General features: G+C 30.6%; 23 protein-coding genes. All 23 read left to right on the forward strand.

Going from position 1 to position 22892, the window contains the following annotated elements; all coding sequences use genetic code 4:
- Positions 1–14: 14 nt before the first annotated feature.
- Positions 15–740 (forward strand): YgjP-like metallopeptidase domain-containing protein, encoded by a 726-nt coding sequence (locus tag ACSH40_RS00720; RefSeq protein WP_438341657.1) that lies wholly within the window; start codon positions 15–17, stop codon positions 738–740.
- Positions 733–1476, forward strand: coding sequence for a nuclease-related domain-containing protein (locus tag ACSH40_RS00725; RefSeq protein WP_438341658.1), 744 nt, complete (start codon positions 733–735; stop codon positions 1474–1476). The genes ACSH40_RS00720 and ACSH40_RS00725 overlap by 8 nt, the downstream gene beginning before the upstream one ends.
- Positions 1477–1630: 154 nt before the next feature.
- The gene (locus ACSH40_RS00730) at positions 1631–2149 is read left to right on the forward strand and encodes a hypothetical protein (protein WP_438341659.1); all 519 of its coding nucleotides are present in this window, start codon (positions 1631–1633) and stop codon (positions 2147–2149) included.
- A gap of 105 nt (positions 2150–2254) precedes the next feature.
- Positions 2255–3457 carry a replication-associated recombination protein A gene (locus tag ACSH40_RS00735; protein ID WP_438341660.1) on the forward strand — a complete coding sequence of 401 codons (1203 nt, stop codon included), beginning with the start codon at positions 2255–2257 and terminating at the stop codon, positions 3455–3457.
- A 1-nt stretch (position 3458) separates the two neighbouring features.
- Positions 3459–4403 (forward strand): phenylalanine--tRNA ligase subunit alpha, encoded by a 945-nt coding sequence (gene pheS, locus ACSH40_RS00740; RefSeq protein ID WP_438341661.1) that lies wholly within the window; start codon positions 3459–3461, stop codon positions 4401–4403.
- Between the two features lie 11 nt (positions 4404–4414).
- Complete coding sequence (locus tag ACSH40_RS00745; protein ID WP_438341662.1) at positions 4415–6583, forward strand: phenylalanine--tRNA ligase subunit beta; 2169 nt, start codon at positions 4415–4417, stop codon at positions 6581–6583.
- A 90-nt stretch (positions 6584–6673) separates the two neighbouring features.
- Positions 6674–7645 (forward strand): recombinase RecA, encoded by a 972-nt coding sequence (gene recA, locus ACSH40_RS00750; RefSeq protein ID WP_438341805.1) that lies wholly within the window; start codon positions 6674–6676, stop codon positions 7643–7645.
- A 77-nt stretch (positions 7646–7722) separates the two neighbouring features.
- A complete protein-coding gene (locus tag ACSH40_RS00755; RefSeq protein ID WP_438341663.1) occupies positions 7723–8535 on the forward strand; it encodes a TIGR00282 family metallophosphoesterase in 813 nt (270 codons plus the stop codon).
- A 13-nt stretch (positions 8536–8548) separates the two neighbouring features.
- Complete coding sequence (locus ACSH40_RS00760) at positions 8549–8974, forward strand: transcription antitermination factor NusB (protein ID WP_438341664.1); 426 nt, start codon at positions 8549–8551, stop codon at positions 8972–8974.
- On the forward strand, positions 8961–9452 hold the full coding sequence (locus ACSH40_RS00765; RefSeq protein ID WP_438341665.1) for a hypothetical protein: 492 nt from the start codon (positions 8961–8963) through the stop codon (positions 9450–9452). The genes ACSH40_RS00760 and ACSH40_RS00765 overlap by 14 nt, the downstream gene beginning before the upstream one ends.
- On the forward strand, positions 9440–10177 hold the full coding sequence (locus ACSH40_RS00770; protein WP_438341666.1) for a TlyA family RNA methyltransferase: 738 nt from the start codon (positions 9440–9442) through the stop codon (positions 10175–10177). Before ACSH40_RS00765 ends, ACSH40_RS00770 begins: the two co-directional genes overlap by 13 nt.
- A 3-nt stretch (positions 10178–10180) precedes the next feature.
- Complete coding sequence (locus ACSH40_RS00775; RefSeq protein ID WP_438341667.1) at positions 10181–11338, forward strand: aminotransferase class V-fold PLP-dependent enzyme; 1158 nt, start codon at positions 10181–10183, stop codon at positions 11336–11338.
- Positions 11310–11753, forward strand: a complete 444-nt coding sequence (locus ACSH40_RS00780; protein WP_438341668.1) for an iron-sulfur cluster assembly scaffold protein — start codon at positions 11310–11312, stop codon at positions 11751–11753. Before ACSH40_RS00775 ends, ACSH40_RS00780 begins: the two co-directional genes overlap by 29 nt.
- Positions 11746–13008 (forward strand): Y-family DNA polymerase, encoded by a 1263-nt coding sequence (locus ACSH40_RS00785; protein WP_438341669.1) that lies wholly within the window; start codon positions 11746–11748, stop codon positions 13006–13008. Before ACSH40_RS00780 ends, ACSH40_RS00785 begins: the two co-directional genes overlap by 8 nt.
- A 148-nt stretch (positions 13009–13156) precedes the next feature.
- Positions 13157–14248: a nicotinate-nucleotide adenylyltransferase gene (locus ACSH40_RS00790; protein WP_438341670.1), complete on the forward strand. Its 1092-nt coding sequence runs from the start codon at positions 13157–13159 to the stop codon at positions 14246–14248.
- A gap of 121 nt (positions 14249–14369) precedes the next feature.
- Complete coding sequence (rplU, locus tag ACSH40_RS00795) at positions 14370–14669, forward strand: 50S ribosomal protein L21 (RefSeq protein WP_438341671.1); 300 nt, start codon at positions 14370–14372, stop codon at positions 14667–14669.
- Positions 14670–14676: 7 nt separating this feature from the next.
- Positions 14677–14937, forward strand: coding sequence for a 50S ribosomal protein L27 (rpmA, locus tag ACSH40_RS00800; protein WP_438341672.1), 261 nt, complete (start codon positions 14677–14679; stop codon positions 14935–14937).
- Between the two features lie 355 nt (positions 14938–15292).
- Positions 15293–20152, forward strand: coding sequence for a hypothetical protein (locus ACSH40_RS00805; protein ID WP_438341673.1), 4860 nt, complete (start codon positions 15293–15295; stop codon positions 20150–20152).
- Positions 20153–20248: 96 nt separating this feature from the next.
- Positions 20249–20719: a hypothetical protein gene (locus ACSH40_RS00810; RefSeq protein ID WP_438341674.1), complete on the forward strand. Its 471-nt coding sequence runs from the start codon at positions 20249–20251 to the stop codon at positions 20717–20719.
- Positions 20703–21494 (forward strand): F0F1 ATP synthase subunit A, encoded by a 792-nt coding sequence (locus ACSH40_RS00815; protein ID WP_438341675.1) that lies wholly within the window; start codon positions 20703–20705, stop codon positions 21492–21494. The genes ACSH40_RS00810 and ACSH40_RS00815 overlap by 17 nt, the downstream gene beginning before the upstream one ends.
- 11 nt (positions 21495–21505) lie before the next feature.
- On the forward strand, positions 21506–21805 hold the full coding sequence (gene atpE / locus ACSH40_RS00820) for an ATP synthase F0 subunit C (protein WP_438341676.1): 300 nt from the start codon (positions 21506–21508) through the stop codon (positions 21803–21805).
- 4 nt (positions 21806–21809) lie between these two features.
- Positions 21810–22367, forward strand: a complete 558-nt coding sequence (locus tag ACSH40_RS00825; protein ID WP_438341677.1) for a F0F1 ATP synthase subunit B family protein — start codon at positions 21810–21812, stop codon at positions 22365–22367.
- Positions 22357–22890, forward strand: a complete 534-nt coding sequence (locus ACSH40_RS00830; protein WP_438341678.1) for a F0F1 ATP synthase subunit delta — start codon at positions 22357–22359, stop codon at positions 22888–22890. The genes ACSH40_RS00825 and ACSH40_RS00830 overlap by 11 nt, the downstream gene beginning before the upstream one ends.
- The last annotated feature ends 2 nt before the right edge of the window (positions 22891–22892 follow it).

The following is a 22892-nucleotide window of genomic DNA, read 5'->3' on the forward strand; positions in this document are numbered from 1 at the left end:
ATAAAATTTATGTCATGCTTGAAACTGGACTGAGTAATAATATTGTATTACAAATTGGCGAAAAAACCTTTAAATTTGTAATTGTACCAACTAATAATAGTCGCACAATCTTAAGGCCGCGTGATGATTGTTTTGAAATTAGTCTTTCAATCTACCACCAACAAATCGACTGAAACTGAGTAAGAAGATTGGTTGCTAAAAAATATTATGATTACAATTTTGCAACTCAAGCAATTAATATTAAAAAACAGTATTTTTTTTACTTCGGACAACAAATATTTTTTTCAATAACTGATAAACACGTCATTTTTGAAATTAACGAAAAAGTTTGAAAATTGAAATTAACTAAAGATGATAAAGGTGAGATAAGTAAAAAAATCAGTCTTTTTTTGAAAAAAGAGTTAGAAAAATTTATTTTTTTAGCACACAAGTGATGTGAAAACTTAATGCAAATATCGAATTTAGAAAAAAATATCAAAATTGTCAAAGTAACTTCGTTTTGAGGTAAATACATTCTTAAAAATAATGAAAAAACATTCAAATATAATTTAAGATTGATACATTTCGATCCAAACATAATTTACTCAGTCATAATTCATGAATTGGTTCATATTACTCATCACAATCACGGACCAGAATTTAAAAAAACACTGAAAGAATATGTTCCTAATTACAAACAACTCAACAAATATTTAAGCAACAATCAATTTAGTTTAATCGGAGGAAATAGCAATGAATAATTTACTGACTGTACTAAAAGAAGAAATTCAAAATACAACTGTAGAAACTAATAATGCTGCGTCTGTTGCTAATCCAACAATAATAAAAAATGGTTTAATAGCAGCTATGGTTATTTTAATCTTGCTAGCCGTGGCAGGATTTGTAATTTTTCTATTTTATCGTTTAAAAATTAAGAAAAAATTGGGACGGGGAAGAGATTTTGAAAAAGAATTTGCCAAAAAAATTCAACAATGATCTTCTAGCCAAGATTTCTTTTTTATTCCTAGTTCATTACTAAAATATGAAAAGAAACTTTTTGAAGTGGATGGTATATTAATTTCTAATCGTGGGGTTATTGTTATTGAAATGAAGTCGTTTAATGCTGATATAGAAGGTGATTACAACAATAATGTTTGATGAAAAGTAAAACCAAAAGTTCGTTATGAAATTAAAAATCATTTAAAACAAAACGACAAACACATTGAACACTTACAAAACATCATTGGAAAAGATATAAATGTTTATTCTTTTTTAATTTATGAAAATTTTGGAACAAACAAAATAAATATTGCTTCAGTTCCTGATTGAGCTTTGGTATTTAAGGACAATGAATTCGAGTCAAAAATGCAGTATTATAAAGAAGCAATTGAATCAAGTTATGATCGTCAAGATGTTGTAGAAACATACAATAAGATTGAAAAAGCTATTACTCATTCAGCAAAAGATAAAGCTAAATTTGCTACTTTCTTTAAATAATTATTAGACACCAGTCTCCCTGTGTGTCTTTTTTTGTGTCAAAATGTGTCAAAATGTGTACTTTTTGAGTAAAAAAATTTTTATTGTGATAAACTTAGTACATATTTTTAAAAATATGAATTAATATAGCATTATAAAATTCGAAAGGAATAAAATGGCAGTAAGAACAAGATTCTACATCATTGAAAAACGTGATGAAGAAAATAACCTAACATGACATTTAAAACGTGCTAAACAAGATAATTACTTTACATTCGACAATTTCCAAGACAGTTTAAATAAATTTATCGAAATTGCTAAAGGATTAGAAGGTGACTCACGTGTTTGATTCCACCAAAATGGTGCTTTCCGTGGAAGCATGGGAATGGAATCAGCTCTAAAAAGTATTGAAGAACTACAAGCAAATAATGTTTCTTCACAAGAAGCAACAGATTACTTGGTTTCAAAAAACCTAATTGAATCTTCATCTAAAAAAGAAGACGAAGAAGAAAAAGAAGAACAACAACAACCAGTAGAAGAAGCAAAACCAGTTTCATATGAAGAACAAAGTCAAACAACAACTGTTGTAACATATGAAAAAGTTCCTAAAGGATACTATGTTCTAGTTTCATTGCTACTTATTTTAGTTCTTGTATGCATTATCTTAGTTGCTGTAGCTTTTGCTAAAAAATAATTAGAAAAATTTAGAATAGTCCGGTTAAGCCGGTCTATTTTTATTGCCTTTCTTATAGAAAGTGTTTAGAAATTACTAAGTAATTAATATAAAATTTATAAATATATGAATTTAGCAAGTTTACGTCGCCCAAAAAATCTCGAAGATTTCATTTGTGAAGACTGACAAAGAGATTTTTTTGCAAGAATTATTCAAGTTAAAGATGATCGTTCATTTTTATTTTTTGGTCCCCCAGGAAGTGGTAAAACAACAATCAGTTTAATTCTTGCTAATGAAATGCAAAAGAGTTTTGCTTATTTCAATGCTGCTATCGATAACAAGCAAACATTAGTCAATTTAATTGAAGAAAACGAAATTTTGATTGTTGATGAAATTCATAGACTAAACAAAGACAAACAAGATATCTTGTTGCCACATCTTGAAAATCAAAGCATCACTGTATACGCAACAACTACTGAAAATCCTTTTTTCAAGGTTAATCCTGCCTTAAGAAGCCGTATGAATATTTTTGAATTCAAAAAGCCGACTGACAAATTGATGCTTGAATATGCAAAAAATATTAATCAAAAATTGGAATTATTCACAGTGGAAAATGAAGATGTTTATCGAGTTTTAGTAAAGCATGCTAATCGAGATTTTCGTATCTTACTAAGTGACTTAGAACTATTGGCTAAATTGTATAGAAAAGAAACAATAGATGTAAATAAAGTAAAACTAATTTTTTCAGTTATCAATTTTGGAATTGATCAAGATGGTAATGAATTTTACAATCATTTGAGTGCTTTTCACAAATCATTAAGAGGAAGTGATCCTGATGGAGCTTTGTATTGAGGATATTTGTTGTATAAAAGCAAAAATTTTGATGATATGTTTAGAAGAATGATTTGCGCCAGTTATGAAGATGTCGGACTAGCTAATCCAAGTTGTGGTTCGCAAACACTCCAAGCCATTGAAGCATTTGAAAGATTAGGTGAAGCTGAAGGTTATCTACCTATCGCTTTTGCAATTCTAAATATTGCCTTAAGTCCTAAAAGTAACAGTGTCATTGAAGCCTGGTCAAACACTTCAGTAAATGTCGAAAATCGTGGTGCATATGATGTTCCTACTCACTTAAAGGACTCGCATTATAAATCGGCAAAAAAATTAGGACATGGTGTTGAATATAAATACCCACATAACTATCAAAATCATTGAGTAAAACAACAATATTTACCAGATGAATTAACAGGTCAAAAATTTTACACTGCTAGTGAAAATAGCTATGAGCAAAAAATTTATAACTACTGAAAGAAAATAAAAGGAGAATAAGATGAAATTTGACTTATCGGAAATCAAAAATTTAGAAGATTTAAAGCAATTAAAAGCAAAATTCAATGCTCCAGATAGTGAAATTGGACTTTTAATGCAACAATTAAAAGAAGCTAGTCCGGATCAAAAAGCTGCTATTGGTAAAAAAATTAAAGTTTTAAAAGAAGAAGCTGAAACGTTTTTTGAAAAAGCAAAAGAACACATTTTACAACTTGAAATTGAACAATCTATCGCTAAAGACTGAATTGATGTTAATGAACCAGTTACTAAGAAAGGTGGAATTCATCCAATCAATTTGATTATCACAAGAATGCAAGACTGATTTAATTCAAACGGATATTTTGAAACTAGAGCGAGTGAAATCGAAACAGACGAATATAATTTTGAACGTTTAAATATTTTAAAATCGCATCCAGCACGTGACATGCAAGACTCACTATTTATCGATGAAAACACATTGTTACGTACTCATAACACAGGAATTAGTGCAAGAGCATTGCAAAAATATGCAAATCAATCATTTAGTCAATATGCTATTGGTAAAGTTTATCGTAATGACGAAGAAGATCAAACACACTCACATCAATTTACTCAGTTAGATTTTGTGTCGGTTGGATATACAAATTTTGGTAATTTAATGTGAACCTTAAAAAGTTTATTGTCATATGTTTTGGAAGAAGAAGTAGAAATTCGCTTGCGTCCTTCATATTTCCCATTCACTGAACCTAGCGTTGAAGTTGATGTATTTTACAAGAATCGTTGAATCGAAGTTTTAGGAGCAGGAATGTTACATGAAAACGTGTTAAAAATGGCAGGTTACACAAATGACATGAATGGTTTTGCAGCCGGAATAGGAATCGAAAGAATAGCTATGATTAAATATGGAATCAATGACATTCGCGAATTCTACACAAACGATGAAAGATTTTTAAAGCAATTTAGATAGGAGAAAACAAGATGTTATTTTCATTTTTAGAATTAAAACGTTTAGCAAATTTAGATGAAAGCATCACAATAGAAGAAGTTGCTAAGGCAATCAATTCAATTGGTTTTGAAGTTGAAGAACATTGACGCTTTGCTGATGTTGAAGGTATCAAATTTGGCCATGTTTTAAAGACTTATCCTAATCCTAATTCAGATCGTTTAACTGTTTGTGAAATTGAATTTAATGACAAAATCAGAACTATTCAAACTAATGCTACCAATGTAAAAGAAGGTCACTACTTAATGGCTTTTGTACCTGGTTCAAGAAGCAAAAAAGATGTTTTTCAGGCTCGTGAAATGCGTTCGATTATTAGTGAAGGAATGTTGGTTGGACTTGAAGAAATTGGTTTTAAACCTGATTCTATTAGCGAAAAAAATATGTGAAATGATGGAATATTCGTCTTTGAAAACAAAGTAGATTTAAACCTAGATCCAATTGAATATTTTGCCTTAGATGACTATATCATCGATATCAGCATTTTATCTAACCGAGCAGACGCTAATTCATATTTAATAATGGCAAAAGAATTAGCTGCTTATTTTGGTACAACTCCTTTATCTTTAAACAAATTGCTAACAAAAGAGTTTCATTCAGATTTCAGTATCAAATCACTGCAAGAAACCAATCACTTTACACTTAGAGAAATTAAAGTTGAAGATATTAAAATTTCTTTACAAGATGAACTATTTTTAATGAAAAATGAGATAAAGTCAATCTCTAAAGCAGTTGATTTATCAAATTTAGTGCTCCTATACGCAGGTCTACCCACTCACGCTTATGATGTAAGAAAATTAAATTCAAAAGATTTTGAAGTGAAAAAATACACAGGCCAAGCAGTAGTTTTTGGTAATAAAGAAGTTGAACTTGACCAAAGCTTATGTGTTTTAAACAACAACAAAGTTGTTTCAGTGGCAGCTGTTATAGGTTGCGAAAATAGTGGTTGCGATAGTCAAACAACATCAGCTTTATTTGAAATTGCTTCTTTTGATTTAAAAGAAGTAAGAAATTCAAAAAAACAAGTCAAAATAGAAACAAATTCAGCTAACCGTGCTTCAAAAGAAATTAGCATGGGATCAATTTTGTTAGCACATGAATATCTAGAATCAAAAGTAAATCAGGCTAGCCAAATTATTGGTTATGAAGATGCCAAACAACACACTTTTGATTATGATGCAGCCTATTTAGATTTTTATGCTGGTTTTGAGATTACAGCAACTGATAAATTTAAACAAACCTTACAAAAATTAAATACTCTTGGCATTGAGATTAAAGACGAAAAAGTAATGGCGCCTGCCTATCGTTATGATTTAAAAACAATGCAAGATTTAACTGAAGAAGTGTTCCGCTTCTATGGTTATGAAAATTTTGCCATTATTCAACCAGAAATTAAGCAAGTTGAAAATGTTACATACAAAGATTACAACAACATTTTAAAAGCAATGAAATATCAAAATGTGCGTACTTTCACCCTGACTAGTGCTAAGGCCAATATTTTAAATCCTTTTGATTTCAATTCAACAATCGATTTAGCAACTTATGCTTCTAGTGATCGAAATCAGTTGCGTCACTCACTTGCTCTTTCACTAGCTGAAGTGTTAGACTACAATCAAAAACGAAGCATTAAAAAAATGTCAATCTTCGAAATTGGAATGATTCAGGACAAAAGCAATGTTTTAGGACTAGCTTCAAACGAAAAAAGTTTCAACGAAATGAAACAAGATATTATCGACTTACTTGATTGTCAAGTTGAATTTATAAAACAAGAAAACAAATATTTGCACCCGAATTATTCAGCCTTAATTTTCAAAAACGGTAAAATGATTGGATATTTAGGTAAGTTGAATCCACAAGTATATCAAAGCGATGCAATTTATGCTGAAATCTTTTTAGATGAAGATAAAGCTAAAGCACCAATCTTTGCAAATTACAAGCATGATCCTTTAAAAACTAGAGATTTTACAATCAATTTACAAAATCATGAAAGTGTTCAAACTGTTTTAGATAAAATTGCAAAACTTAAGGGTATCTATCAAGTTAGTGTTATTGACAAATATCAAAAAGATGACGGTAGTGTCAATGTAACATTTAGCTTTTTAGTCGAAGATTGAGCAATTAAAAAATTAGAAAGTGTTTTGGGTTAAACCAACACTTTTTATTTTGATTTAAAAACTGTGCTAATTTCTTACTTTAATAAGTAGGAGGAAAAAGTGGAAAAAGAACAAATAAGAAGTATGCTAGAAACAACCTTGAAAGAGATAGAAAAAAGATTTGGTAAAGAATCAATCATGTTTTTAGGTAACAAACCAGATCAAAACTGCGAAACTTTTTCAAGTGGCTCTATAGCAATTGATGGTGCGCTGGGTATAGGCGGATGACCAAAGGGAAGAATTGTTGAAATATACGGACCCGAAAGCAGTGGTAAAACAACAATAAGTTTGCATGCAATTGCTGAAGTCCAAAAAAATGGCGGAATAGCAGCATTTATTGATGCCGAGCACTCAATCGATACAACTTATGCTAAGGCTTTAGGTGTTGATATTTCGAATTTAATATTGTCACAGCCAGATAGTGGAGAGCAAGCTCTAGAAATTGCTGATATTTTAATTAAAACAGGACAAATTGACTTGATTGTTGTTGACTCCGTTGCCGCTTTGGTTCCTGAGGCTGAATTAAATGGCGAAATGCGCGACCAAGTTATTGGTGCTCAAGCAAGATTAATGTCAAAAGCACTTAGAAAAATTACCGCTTCACTAGCTAAAAATAAAACAACAATTATTTTTATCAATCAAATTAGAGAAAAAGTTGGAATCATTTTTGGTAATCCCGAAACTACTCCTGGTGGTAAAGCACTAAAATTCTATTCTTCAATTAGAGCTGAAGTAAGAAAGACGCAAAACATTAGTGAAAATAACGAAATAAACGGAAATGGGATAAAAGTAAAAATTGTTAAAAACAAACTGGCTGCCCCATATAAAATTGCTAATGTGGAAATAGTTTTTGGTCACGGATTTGACAAAACTGGCGAACTTGTTTCTTTAGCAGAAGAATTCAAAATTATTGAGAAGAAAGGCTCTTGATACTCGTATAACAATGAAAATATAGCTCAAGGAAAACAAAAAGTTCGTGAATATCTACTTCTTAATAAAGATAAATATGATGAAATAGAGCAAAAAGTCCAACAAAAAATTAAAGAACAAAATTAGGCAATCAAGATTGTGTTGACAATCTTTTTGCTTTTATCTTAGGATTTTTTTGAATTAGTATAAAATTAAAATTAATTATGATAACTAAAAGTAATGAAGACATAAATGTACTATTTTTTGGCGATATTTTTGGTGAACCAGGAATAGAAATAGTTGAAAAATATTTATTTAAACTAAAAACTGAAAATAGCATAGATTTTGTTATCGCACAGGCCGAAAATGTTTCTGGTAGAAAAGGTTTTGTGCCTCAAGATTATGAAAAATTAAAACAAATTGGAATAGATGTTTTTACGCTTGGAAATCATGTTTGAGCTAAAGCTGAAATTAGCGAAATCATTGAAAACAAAGACGTAATCAGACCAGCGAATATAGACTATGCATATCCAGGTCAGGGTTTCGGAATTTTTGAAGTCAAAAATCAAAAAGTTTTAGTAACTTCAATGATGGGAAGACAGTTCAATCCGTTATTGTCACCTTGAAATGAAGAACAAGCAGACTGCTTTTTTGACAAATTCGACGAAATTTATTCACAAAACCAATTTGACTATATGATAGTAGATTTTCATGGTGAAACAACAAGTGAAAAAAATGTCTTCGGAATTTACGTTGATGGTAAAGCAAGCGCAGTTTTAGGGACTCATACCCATGTGCAAACTAATGATGCAAGAATATTACCAAATGGAACTTATTATTGTACTGATGTAGGGATGTGTGGTCCTTACAATAGTGCTATTGGTGCTAACTATGATGAGGTTTATGACAAAATGCGCCACAATGGACGAAGTGCTTTTAAAGTCAGTCCTAATAAGTGTCAGGTAAACGCAATAGTTTTTACTCTGTCAAAAAATAAAGATAATCAAAAAATAAAATTAATTAATATCTATGACTAATTTAGGAAAAAATATGGAAACAGACAAGCAATTAAATGAAATAGCGAAAAAGGTCGCTTTCAATGAGTTAATGATTAAAAAGAGAATGGTTTTCATTACACTTATTTATCAGTCACAACTTTTTAATAAACCACTAAACAGTGAATATATTTTTGAAAACTCAGCATTTAGTGACTCGCAAATGAAAGTTATTGAATTGTTAGAAAAAAATATCCCAACAATTCAAAAAATTATTCAATTCTATCTTTTAGACAATTGAACTTGAGATAGAATTCCAGCCTTAGCAAGAGCGATTTTAATTTACGGTGTTTTTGAAATGCGTAAAAATGATCCTAAAATTGTCATAGATACAATGATTAACATTGCTAAGATTTACAATGTTAATTACAAATTTGTAAACGCTATTTTGGATAAAATTAATAAAGATGATAAAAAGTAACTATATTAAACAAACTGTTGCAAAAATAAACTTGATTTTGGTAAAAAATCAGGTTATTTTAAAATATCGTCAAAGATTTAGAAACAAACAAATGCGCTTCCTGATTTCAAAAATTTTGATTTTATTCGATACTAACTATTCAATTAATAAGCTGGCCGAAGTAGAAATAGAATTAATGAATAGTAATTTCCAAAAGAACATGTTTTTAACTATTTTACTTAATCATGTCAACTCAATCGATGAAAAATTTCAGTCGTGTGATTGAAAATCTTTTGGAAAGTTTCTTTACTACATTTTCAAAACATCAACTTACTATTATGATGTTAAACATCAAGTACCCAACATTTTTGAAATCCATGGAATAACTAGTTCAAATGCTCGAAAAAGAGACTTGTTCAATGATTTTTGTATGTCATTGGAAAAGGTAACTCCTGACTTTAATTATTATGTGAGGTTAATTTTAAAATGAGTAAAATAACCAAACAACGATTAGATATATTGATTAGCAACAAATTTGAATTAGAATTAAGTGAAGCTGATTTTCAAATTCGAATTGGCAATGTTTTGGTTAATGGAAACAAAGAAATTCTTCCTTCATTAAAATTCCGCCCTGATATAAAGCTGGACTTAATTAATCAAAAAGAATTTGTTTCTCGAGGAGCATATAAATTAAAAAAAGCTATCGAAGAATTCAAGATAATACCTAAAGATTTTGTGTGTGTTGATATTGGGTCGAGTACTGGTGGTTTTGTGCAAATTTTATTGCTCAACGGAGCAAAAAAAGTCTATGCAGTTGACGTAGGTTTCGATCAGCTGCACTACACATTAAAAAATGATAATCGAGTCATAAATATGGAAAAGACCAATCTTAAGACTCTAACTAAATCTTCATTTACTGAAAATATTGACTTAGTTGTGACTGATGTTAGTTTCATTTCGCTTAAACACGTGTTTGAAGTTTGTAAAGATTTTTTAGCTTCGAAAAAGCAAATAGTTGCTTTGATTAAACCGCAATTCGAAGCAAGCTCAAAATACGTTTCTGAAGGTGGATATGTTGAAGAACAACATCACGAGTTTTTAATTAATCGAGTAATTGAATATGCAAAAGAGTGCAGTTTCAAGTTCCTGGCAATTCAAGAAAGTCCTATTTTGGGTAATAAATCGAAAAATATTGAGTATATTTCACTATTTGAAAAGGAGTAAAAAATGGATTATAAGAAATTTTTTCCAATGCTGCAAAATAATGACATTGCTTATTTAGATAATGGCGCATTAGGTTTGAAACCGGAAGTAGTTTGTCAAGCTGGTAATGATTTTTATACTAAATTTTCGATCTCAACTCGAACAAAAGACTCAAGACTAGGATTGGAAGTTAGCGACATAGTTAATCAAACTCGTCAAAAAGTCGCTTCTTTTTTTGAAGCTGATTGAAAAAAGACAATTTTTTACTCAGGAGCAAGTGAAGCACTCAACCAAGTTGCTATGATGTTAGCAGATTTAGTCAATGAAGGTGATGAAATTTTACTTTCTTTATACAATCATGCGAGCAATGTTTTGCCATATTTTTATTTCTTAAAAGACAAAAATGTTAATTTTGTATATTTCACCACACAACAAGATTTAATGCAAAAAATTAATAAAAAAACTAAAATTGTTGCCCTTAGTCAGCAAACAAATAATCTTAACGAAAAATACGAATTAGACTCAATTTATCAAGCATGTTTAAAAAATGATGTGTATTTGGTTAACGATGCTGCACAAGCTGCGCCACACACTAAAGTAACTATCAAAAATTGTGATTTTATCGCTGTTTCTGCAAACAAAATGTATGGTCCAACAGGTCTTGGAGTTTTATGTATAAGTGATCGTGTTTTTTCATTTGTAATGCCTAAAAAATTTGGTGGTGGAGCTGCAAAATCGTTCAGTAATCCAAATTATGATATGGACTACAGTGCATATGAAGTAGGAACCTTAAATCTTGCTGGGATTTATCAGTTTAACAAAGCTATTGATTTTATTAATGAAATTGGTTTTGATAAAATGAATGAAAAAATGTATTCTTTATCTACAAAACTGCATGAAAAACTAACTAAAGTGCCAAATATTATTTTGTATTCTAAGCCTGGTGATAATATTTGTTTATTTAACATCCAAAATGTTAGTTCACAAGATGTTGCTTCGTACTTAGGACACCGTGATATCTACGTTCGTAGTGGAACTTTTTGTGCTTATTTACTTGAAATTGATCCTAATTTTCATGGCACAATGGTGAGAGCCTCACTTGCCTTTTACAATGATGAAAAAGATATTGAAAGACTGATAGAAGCTTTAATCAATGGAGGTGATTTTCTTGACTTCATTTAGTGATCAACAAAAAAGGGATTTAATTTATCAACACTATTTGACCCCAAACAATAAAAGTGAAACACTTAGTGGTTTGCAAGGACAAGCTTACTCAAGAAGTGGGTGTGCTGATAATCTTGAAATTGGTTTAGTGGTGGAAAATAACGTTATTAAAAATGCTCAATTTAGTGGTAGCGGTTGTTCTATTTTTATTTCTTCAACTGATTTGGTTTTAGATTTAATAAAAAACAAAAGTACTGAAGAAGTTAAAGAAATTTTGGAAAACTATGAGTCGATGATTAACCAAAATCACACGGAAAACAAGGAATTATTGAATAACTTAGTAGTTTTTGAAAATGTTAAAAAACACTTAAATCGTGTTGAGTGTGCTTCACTTATTATCAGAGCAGTCAAAAAGGCATTAAACCTTGAATAATAAAATTTACTTCCATATTGATATGGATAGTTTTTTTGTATCTTGTGAAAGAGCAATCAGACCAGATATAAAAAATGTACCGATTGCAATTTCTAAAAATACTAAACGTTCAATTGCTACTGCTTTAAGTTCTGATGCTAAAAAATTAGGTGCTAAAGTAGGTGAGCCAATCTACGTTACCAAACAAAAAATTCCTAACCTTTTGGTTTTGGAACCAAGACTAGATTATTATCGTTCTGTGAGTGCTAGAATTTTTGAACTAATAGCAACAAAATTTAGTAAAAACATTGAAGTTTATTCAATTGATGAGTGCTATCTTGATGTTAGTGATGTGATACAAGATTATTCTTCTCCTATCGAATATGCCAAAATCATTCAAGACACAATTTGGAATCAACTTAACATACCTTGTTCAATAGGAATTAGTTACAACAAATTTTTAGCAAAAATGTCTACTAATCTTGCTAAGCCACACGGAATAGTTTTTACTGAAAAAGAAGACATTGCTAATAATTTTTACTCACTAGATATTGGTGATTTTTTCATGATTGGTAGAAAAAGTACACAAAAACTCAAAGCAGTAAATATCAATACAATAGGCGATTTTGTATATTGCCAGAATACTGCTTTATTACGTTCAATACTGGGTGTTAACTTTTACGGCTTTCAGCAAATGGCAAAAGGGATAACAGTTCAATCACAAGAAGCAAAACCAACTGAACTAAAAGGAATAGGTCAATCTACAACCTTTATGCAAGATGATATTTTTGATGAAGAACATCTCAAAAATGTTCTTTTGTCCTTAACTAAAAAAGTTGTAAATCGTTTGAAAATAAGAAATTATCTATGTTCCGTAGTTTCTGTTCAAGTTCGTAATCAAGATAAAAGTTGAAATATTTTTCAACGTAATATCAAGGTACCAACAAACAATCTCGAAGATATTTTTAAAGCTTGTTTTAAACTTCTAAAAGAAAATTGAGATGGTGAACCACTAAGAGGAATAGGATTAAGAGTTCACAATTTAATTTCTTCACAAGACAATGAAACACCTTTTTCGCTTTTCGAACAAGAAAAAGAAAATGATAGCAAAGCCATTATCGATAAAATTAATTTTTCACTTGGCTCAAAAACCCTTTTTACTGGCCAAGAACATGAAAATATGCAAAACGTTCGTGCTGACCAAATCAAATTCAGCATCAATGACTATGACAATAATGATTTAATTGATATTGACCAATCAATTTTGAAAAAATAACTGTGACTATACTTGCAAGTGTAGTCTTTTATTTTTAGACTTGAAATTTTTTATAGTTGTGTAAAATGATAAAAGATATATTTGCCTAACAAACAAATATTGATGTCACATAATAATTACAACTGCACAAAATAAGAAAGGAAACAAGATGAAAATAGGTTTATTTGGCGGAACTTTTGATCCCATCCACAAAGGACACATTTTGATTGCTCAACATGCTTGTAAAACACTAAATTTAGACAAAATTATTCTTATTCCTGCTAATCAAAATCCCGATAAAAAAAATCAACCTTCTGCTTCTAATCAAGACCGTTACAACATGGTTAAAATTGCTATTCAGGATTTTGATAATTTTGAAGTTAGTGATTTTGAAATCAAAAGAACAGGACCTTCATACACATTCGAAACACTGAAATACTTTAAACAAAAATATTCACAAGATGAATTGTTTTTCATTCTAGGTTCTGACAATTTAAGTTCTTTAAACAAGTGACAAGGTGTTAATGATTTCAGTAAGTGAGTGAAACTTGTGTGTTTTCGTCGTACTAAGAATTTTTCTAAAATTAATGCAAAAAAGTATAACGTTTTGATTTTGGATAACCCACTATGAGATTTTGCAGCAACTGAATATCGTCAAGGTAATATCAAAATTGTTGATTCAAGGGTTCAGTCATACATTGGGAAAAACTTTTTATACGCTCGCGATTTAATTCTTAACACTCTTTCAATTTCAAGAAATAGTCACTGCTTTTCAACTGGAGAATATGCAGCTCAACTTGCTAAACAGTTAAATTATGATGTTAAGACTGCTTATTATGCTGGTTTGCTACACGATATTACTAAAGAATGAACTAACGAACAACACGAGCAAATGATTCAAAAATATGGACTAAATGTTAAGGATTATCATCCTTATCAATACCACCAATTAACTGCCTACTTGTTTCTTAAAAATGAATACAAAATCACTAACAAAAGCATTCTTCATGCAATCAAACATCACACTACTTTGAGTATAAAACCAACAACTTTAGAAAAAATTGTTTATGTCAGCGACAAAATTGGTCCAGGTAGAAGATGACCTGGCATTCAAAAATTACGTCAGGATGTAGAACAAAACTTTGATTTAGGTTTTGCAAACTTGGTTGCTTCAATTTGAGAATTCTTAACTTCTGAAGGACAACTTATTGATGCAAAACAACAAAAAATTTATGCTACAAATAGCAAGTTTACATTGTAAAGTTTTTTAGTAACAAAATAACAAAATAATTTATAATTAAAAACGTTACTTGTTGTAACCGTTCCAAACAGGTTTTAAGCATAGCACCTTAAGGGCGAGCCATCAAATAAGGAGGACATCTATGTTCGCTATTATTGAAACTGGTGGAAAACAACTAATTGTTAAACCAGGAGATACAATTTTCATCGAAAAAATCGATGGAGAAGCTGGTAGCAAAGTAACTTTTGACAAAGTAGTTGCTCTAGAATCAAAAATCGGAGCACCATATGTTGAAGGAGCTAGTGTTACTGGAGTTATTGAAAAACAAGGAAAAGCTAAAAAAATCGTTGTGTATCGTCACAATGCTAAATCTACTCACAAACGTAAATTAGGACACCGTCAACCTTACACAAGAGTAAAAATTGAAGAGATCAAGGGGTAATTAGAACATGGCAAAGACAAAAGCAGGTGGAAGTACCCATAACGGTCGTGACTCGGCCGGAAGAAGACTTGGTGCTAAGTTAGCAGACGGACAATTTACATTAGCAGGTGGAATCATCTACCGTCAAAGGGGAACAAAAATTTTCCCAGGAAAAAACGTTGGTAGAGGAAATGATGACACCTTATACGCTCTTGTTGATGGTATTGTAAAATACGAAACAAGAAGAAACCGTAAATATGCTTCAGTTTACGAAGTAGAAGCTGAATAATTTTCAATAACCATCTAAGAGTGCCCATTGTGGCACTTTTTATTTAGAAAATAAAAATTAATTAAAAAAATGCTTGAAATCAGCATTTTTCAATGTCCAAAAATACCATTTTTTATTAAAGTGGGTTATAATTAGAAACGTAAAACAAGAAAATGATAGTTTTACATAGTAAAACGTTGCTAAGTAAGGTACAAAAAAGTTGTGCCAATTTACTATTATTTTGGGAGTTTTAAATGTTATTAATAATTTGACTTTGAAACTATGTTTTACACTTTTTAAAAAATAAAACAGTTTTATTATCGAAATGTTTTTCGAAAAACAAATACGTACAAAATACAAAATAAGGAGACTTTGTATGACAAAAAGTAAAAAAGTCGCAGTCATTACTGGACTTCTTTCTACTACAGCTGTTGGTATCTCGCTAGCATTTTTATCAGCAAGTTGTGGTGCAAGTCAAGAGTTAAAAGACTTAGGTACTAAGTTATTTGAAGCTCAAAAGTTATACGATGACAATTCAGCATTTGCTGAAGACTTGAAAGACTTTAAAAAAGCTATTGATGACGCAAAATCAATCAGCAACAAAGCTTCAAGTGAAGAATTAGTAGCAAAAACAAAAGAGTTAGAAGCTGCAATTGAAAAAGCTAAAGCCATTATTGCTCAAAAAACAAGCGAAGCAAGTGCAATGGTTCAAGAATACAAAAAATTGGTTGACTCATCAAAAGAACTATTAAATAATCTAAAAGCTAAAAGCTTAAGTGCAACCGATTTTGAAAAAGCAATTACAGACTCAGTTGCTAAAACCCAAGATCAAGATGAAAATGGAAAAACTAAAGACAAGGTTGACACAGATTCAGCTTGAAGAGAACAATATGCTGCCTTGACTGAAGCTAAAGCTAAAGCAAACAAACTATACCAAGTTGTTGTTTATAAAGAATTAGATAAAGAAGTTAAAGGTTACTTAGAAGGTTTAAATAAATCTTCATACGAAAACATCAAATCAACTTTACAAGCCGTTAAAGACGAACAAGGTAAAGTTGTTGAAGGTGCAAAAGAAAGTGAAGACGCAAAAGTTGTTGAAGCATACAACAAATTAAGTGAAGCATACAACAAAGCAAAAGAAGATCAAAAAATTATCGACAAACAAGATGAAATTCTTGCTAAAAAAGATGCTATTACATCACTTGCAACAACTGCTGACACTCAAGCACAAACATTTAAAAACGCCAAAGAAAGTCCTCGTTACGACGAAATTGCTGAAACATTGAGCCAAGCAGTTACAACAGCTACAAGTTATGTAGAATCAATCGGTGATGTAAGAACACTAGTTGATAATACTGCTTTAGATGCTAAATTGCAAGAAGTATCAAATCAATATGACACACTAGTAGCTGCTCTAAATAATGCTAAATTAGATGCAGTTAAAGCTGACTATAAAGTTGCTCAAACAGCTGCAAATGACTTATTATCAACAAAACTAAACGATGTTGATACAGATGAAAACATTCTTGATTCAAAGAGAGCATTAGTAAGCTCATACAAACAACAACTACAATCAAAACTAAGTGAAACTGATGCTACTGTTTCAACAGCACAAGCAAACCAATCAGGTTTTGATGCTGTTAGAAAAGCTGCTATTGAATTGCAAAAACTAGTTGATTCAGTAGATAAAAACTATACTCTACAAGAATTCCTAAAAACAAGAAAAGACGTTGAAGACAGAAAAGCTCAACTAACTGAAGAAGCTTCGAAAGTTATTGTTGACCAAGCAGTTAACCAAGCAAACTACACAGTTTGAGAAGAAAAAGGATTACCTGCTGATGTTGATAGAGATACAACAATTGACAGAGTTAACAGAAACCAAATTCAATCACAAATCGACTACCTAAGTTGAAGAATGAAAGAAGCTGTTGCAACAGATGAACTAAAAGCATACAATGACTTGAAAAAAGTTGTAGAACAATGACTTGCTCAAGATAAAAGTAAAAATAATAACACTATAACAGACTATTCACAAGATTTAACAGACAAAAAAGCTGTTTTAGATGGAAGAGTTAATGAAATTTACGAAGCAATTAAAGCTTCAAAAGATGTAGAACAATCAACTGACAAACCAAACACAATTAAAGATGCTACTGACGCTCTACAAAAAGCATTAGACGATGCTAAAGTTGCTAAAAATCTATATCCATACACACAAGCAGTTAAAGCTGCAAATGCATTCATGGATGAAAACAAAGATTACCCAACAGCATTAGATGGTCTAAAGAAAGCTTTAGTTTCAGCTAAATCAAAACTTTACGACGAAAATGACAAACTAAAAGACAGTTATGAATCACAAGTTAACCCTGCTGCTCAAGAAATTACAGAAGCTATTGAAAAAGCTAAAATTGAAGTAGCTAAAGCAAAATGACAAAAAGCTCTAACAGACTTGTGTGTTATACAAAGCAAAATTGAAGCTTGAAATGGTAAATATGGTAAATATTCAAGTGCAACAAGTTCAGACACAAATGTTAACTATGATGTTCAAAAAGATCTAATGGATACTTTTGATGCAAACAAAACAGCTGCAAATCCTGAAACTGTAGCAGATTATGAAACAAAAGCAAAAGCATTAAATGATGCAATTACTAAAAATATTCCTTTATTCATTGATAATGCAAATAACTATATGCTAACAAAAGCTAGAGAATACTATGCTAAGAAAGAAACTGTAGCAACAAGAAGTCTAGCTAGATTCAATGATGAAGACAAAAAAGTTATACAAGAAAGAATTGATTTATATCGTCAATACGTTGATGAAAAATCAGTCGCTTCAAAAGACAAAAACAACAACAATATAACATTGAAGAAATATCGTTCAGTTGAAGAGGGCGAAAAAGTAGCTAACGAAATCATTGCTCTTGGAGATGATTTAGAAATCTTTGTATTTGCTCACAAATTACAAACACAAATGAACGATCTAAAAGCTTTAGTAAACAAAGCTTACATCTGATCAAATAAATCAATTAATGTTCAATCAGATGTTGCTGATGATTACAAATCAAACTTAACTATTGTCAAAAATAATGTTCTTGAAACTAATAAGCCTGTAACAGCGGATTCTGAATATGTTCTAGAAAACCTAGACGCTGAAGAATTATTCAAACGTATTTCAGAAAATGTTGATGGATACTCAACAATTAAACAAGAATTAGAAACAAGAATTAATGACTTCTTAAATGTTCTATCTAACAGAATTGATGCACCAGTGGTTGCTCCTACAACAAACGAAACTGAAGGGACAACAGAATCATCAGATACCCAAGCTCAACCTGAAGGTTCAACATACCCAAGTCTAAGAGACAAAGTTATTGACTTAGTTGGTAGATCAGCTGCTGCATTAAGAGGTATTAAAAATTCATTTGAAAAAGCAAGAAAAGATAAAGCTTTAATTGATTACAAAAACTTAATTGTTGAAACAAAAGCAATTTATGCTGAAAACCGAGATGTTGCTGACTTTGTATTTGCTCCATACTGAAAAATTTCAATTAAAGAATCAGTGCACCGTGATGAAAGCTACATCGCTGATAAATCTTACAAAACATGATCATGAGATCAATGAAAACAAAGATTATTGTCAATGTACTCAATAAGAAACGTTGCTCAAAGAGCAGTTCCATTTGTTGAATTGAAGAAAATTTATGACAAATGAACAGCTAACGATGGTAAATTCTTCAATGACACACTTTCAGAAGATGACAGTGTTAAAGCTAAAGTTATGACATGAGGAATTGAAAAATATCAAGAAGTTCAAAAACACATGTTCCACACTGACTTATTAAAAAATGGTGTTGACCAAACACTTGCTGACATCCTAGCTAAAGTTAAAGCAATGAACAACTCACTAGTTAACTACCAATCAAAGTACGATGATGCAATGATGAAAATTGTTAAAGCTAAAAAAACTGATGCAAGATTATCAAGATACCCTGAAGCAATTGCTATTTTAGATAAAGCTATTACTGATGCAAAAGCATTAGCAGAACCAGAACAACCAATCGTTGAAGATAAATTAAATGACAAAAACATTCAAGATGCTATTGTTGTTCTAAGAAAAGCTATTATTGATGCTGAAGAAGTTGCAGCTCTAGCAGAAGCTAAAGAAAAATACTTCACAGATAAAGATGATGTATTTAACTTGATTAACTCATTACCAGATGATCAAAATACAAAACTAATCAAAATTAAATACCAAGCTGAATTCAATGAAATTGTTAAAGATGACCAATTATTTACAACATCACAACAATTCAAAAAACACGACGATATGCTACTTGCTCTACAAGTTAAAGCAAGCCAAAACATCGTTGTTAAAGCTTCAGAAGCCCTAAAAGAAATCAAATCAATTATTGACGACAAACTACTAGATTCAACTAACGGATACCAACAAGATATGCAATTTACTCCTTTCTATGGAGAAACATTAAAAGCATTCGTAACAAATACTCTAGAACCAGAATTTGTTAAAAATGCTTCATACCAAGCACAAGCAGATGTTGATCCAGTTAGAGAACTAATTAGCACAGGTGTTCTAAACTCAGTAGTTGACATGTATGTAAACCTATATGCATGAGGACAATCATCAGAATACAATTACTGATTAGCTAAAACTGACAAAGTTGAACTTTTAAACAACTCAGTTGTTCTAGAAGGTGGGCAAAAAGGTGTTCTATCAGCATTTATTGAAAATTACTACAAGCCAACAGAAGATAAATCAAGAATTTTTGCTAAATTGTCTTCAGATATGGCTAAATACTTCTCAAATCAACAATTCTACAATGCTACAAAATACTGACTATTAGATAATGGAAATTCAGCTAGAACAAAAGCAACTTCTGCAACAAAAATTAAATATTCAATGATTTCTCAAGGATACATTAAATTGTTACAAATTAAATATGACATCATGGATAAATTCATGGCATATGGAGATGCAACAAGACATGTAAACCTATCTCTAAAACAAACTCTAACAGATGAACAAATTAGAGATATTGCTGCTTACCGTGCACTATCTGCTGACTTTGTTGCTAGATCAAAAACTGAAGCTAACTTTGATATTTCTTCATTAGAAAATATTGAAAAAATGTATGATTTCTTGAACGGAAAACAAGTTCCACAAATCAACCAAGATGCTTCACAATCTAACCCAAGCGAAGAAAGCGTACAAAACTAATTTTCATTAATGAAAACATGCCAATAAACCGGCATGTTTTTTTAATTTTGCATTTTCATTTCTCAATTAATGGTGCTATAATTCAATTAACCCAAAATGAGACAAGTTATGAAATATTTTGATAAAAGATTTTTAAATTACTTAGGAAGAATTTTATTTTTATTTCACAGCTTTTTGCTTGTTAGTCTATTGGTTTTAGCCTTTGTTAAGACTCAAACCTATACATATTTGTGGGGTTATTTGGTAGGACTAACAAATTCTTTAGCAATATTAGTTGTGGATTATTGAATCTATAACAAGTTTGCAAATAAAAAATATAGTAAATTACAAGCAATCGGAATGGTTTATGTCAGTATTATCTTGACAGCCTGTATCTTGCTTGGACTTTTTTTGTTTAATCGTTATGTCACAAACAAAATCGGTTTTAGCCATTTACATGGTGGTTTATATCCAATCAATATTGTTTTTTATTGCCTTGCAATCACCGTTTTACCACTTTCGTTTTGCCTTGCATTTACTATCAGTAAAAAAAATAAGAGAAAGGAGATAAATGGACAAGATTTTTAATCATGGGCGACTATCTAATCCTCAAGCATGAGGACCAAAAGTATTATCTTTAAACCAATTATTTAGTTTAGCCGTTGTTTTCATCATGATTGTTTTAGCAAGCATAACACTTTACTTCATGATTCGTAAAACAAAAGAAAACGAAGTACCTTCGAAAATTGTTGTTGTAGTTGAAAGTTACATTTATTTTATTGAAGATTTAACTGACAATATGACAGATTCAAAACTAAATAAGTTTTCGCCATATTTCTTTGGTTTATTCATCTTTTTAGCCTTAGGTAACCTAGTCGGAGTCGCCGGACTCGCACCAGTCGGAACATCACTTACTTTCGTCTTGGCAATCACTTCCGTTACTTGAATTATGACTTTTGTTATTGGTATAAGTTGCCAAAAAATAAGATATTTTAAAGAATGATTAAATCCAATCAGTTGACCAGGTATTTTTTCACCTATTCTTTCACTTAGTTTCCGTATGTTCGGAAACATCACTGGTGGTGTTTTATTAATGCTTTTATTGCATGGTTTATTTACTTACTTATGACGTTTTGTTGTAGGAAATAATGAATCAGCTTTGACATTTAACGTTATAGCATTAATTATCATGCCATTTGCAAGTTTGTATTTTGACATGTTTGACTCGCTTCTTCAAGCATTTGTCTTCACGGTTCTGACAATGAGTTATTGAGCGACAGCCGTGGGTGAAGAAGTGAAAAAAGAAAAACGAAAAAAAATCAACCAACAAATGGAAACAATGGTTGTTAATCAAACCGCATAAAGGAGAATTTTATGAATACAGAATTAGTTACAAATTTATTTAACATTTCACAAATCAAAGACAATGGAACTGCTAGCGAAGCAGCAGGTCTAGCTTATGGTCTAGCTTTAGTTGGTGCTGGTATCGCAATGGTCGGTGCTGGTGGAGCCGGAATGGGACAAGGTTATTTAGTTGGTAAAACTGTTGAAGCAATCGGAAGAAACCCAGAAGCAAGATCAAAACTAACCAGCTTAATGCTTATCGGTCTATCATTCGTTGAAACTTCAGCTATTTACTGTTTAGTTATCTCATTCTTACTAATTTTCGTTTAATTTTATGCAAAACACAGCTTTAGTAGTTATGAAAGAAGAAACAGTTTCACAAAAACTAAGAGATATTTTCGAAACTTTTTCTTTCTCATGACCTTATTTTCTTTTTACTTTAACATTCTTTCTTTTAGCAGTCACAATTCTAGTTTTATTAGCATATCGTCCTGCTAAAAAAATGCTAAAAAGAAGACAAAACTATATTCAACAAAACATTGATGACGCTGTAAAAGCTAAAGAAGATGCTTTAAAAATTAAAAATGAAGCAAATGAATCGCTTTTAGACACATACAAAAGAATTGACAAAATGATTAATGATGCCAAAATCGACAGTGAAAAAATCATAGATGACAAAACTGAAGAAGCAAAAAACAAGGCACACTCAATCATCGAACAAGCTAACAATTCAATCACTAAAAGCTGAAGAGATTTTGAAAGTCAACAAAAGAAAATTATTGTTGAAAATGCAATCGAAATCAGCCAGAAAATTTTAGGAAGAGAAATCAAAGATGAAGAAAACAAGAAAATGATCCAACAATTGCTAGAAGAGGCAAACAATGAACTATAGTGAACAAATTGCTAACTATGCATTGGCCATTTATGAACTAGCAGATGAGGATAATAATCTTGAAAATATCTTCAATGATTTTCAAGCTATTGATATAGCAATTAACGTAAATAAAGAAATTTTAAAAATTTTAAAATCTTATTCACTTGAAGATGAGCAAAAATTCAAATTAATTGATGACATTATGCACAATGGACAACCAATCTTAATTGATTTTTTGAAAGTCTTAGTGCGTAATCGTACAATCGGTTTAACATGTGACATTTTTGCTAAATTCCAACAAATGTATTACGAAAAGAAAAATATCGAACAAGGAATTATTTATTCAACAATCAAATTAAGTGAACAAGAAATAAAAGATTTTGAACAAAAAATGACAACCAAATTTAACAAAAACATCATTCTCGTTAATAAACTTGAGCCAAATCTTATTGGTGGTATCAAAATCGTTATCGGGGATAATGTTGTTGACAATTCAATCCTGGCTCAGTTGAAAAAAATGAAGCAAACTATTTTAAATTAAAA

The sequence above is a fragment of the Mycoplasma sp. 3341 genome (assembly GCF_051549855.1).
In the GTDB taxonomy this organism is placed as follows: Bacteria; Bacillota_I; Bacilli_A; order Mycoplasmatales; family Metamycoplasmataceae; genus Metamycoplasma.